The following is a 461-nucleotide window of genomic DNA, read 5'->3' on the forward strand; positions in this document are numbered from 1 at the left end:
TTAAGTTCCTGGGCATACGTCTGGAACCCCAAAGCACAGGCTATAAATGATTTCCTTACCCCAGTGGGTCGTTAGGAACCGTTAGCTCTCATTTCAAGAAAACACGCGTATTTGTCATAAAAGGGAATAGTATGAATACCAAATTAACTTTGGCAATAGAAAAAGAGGTTATCGAAATCGCAAAGGAACATGCAAAAGAAAAAGGGCAAAGCCTTTCAGAAATGATAGCGAACTATTTCAGGTTTGTGACTGTAAAAAGGATTAAATTCAAAGAAAAACAGCTTTCCCAAAAAGTTAGAAAGCTAAGAGGAATTATTAAGATAGAAAACGACCTTGACTACAAACAAATTTTAACCGAAGAACTTTCAAAAAAATATGGAGTATAAACTTTTTGTGGATTCGGACGTAGTCATTGACTTTTTTACCGACAGAGAACCTCATGCAAATCCTCAGCTATCCAC

General features: G+C 36.4%; 1 protein-coding gene. It reads left to right on the plus strand.

Annotated features, from left to right (window positions below; genetic code table 11):
- Positions 1-131 precede the first annotated feature (131 nt).
- Positions 132-386, plus strand: coding sequence for a DUF6364 family protein (locus UXI14_RS18095; RefSeq protein WP_335967376.1), 255 nt, complete (start codon positions 132-134; stop codon positions 384-386).
- Positions 387-461: the final 75 nt, after the last annotated feature.

The sequence above is a fragment of the Galbibacter sp. PAP.153 genome (assembly GCF_037029175.1).
GTDB lineage: Bacteria > Bacteroidota > Bacteroidia > Flavobacteriales > Flavobacteriaceae > Galbibacter > Galbibacter pacificus.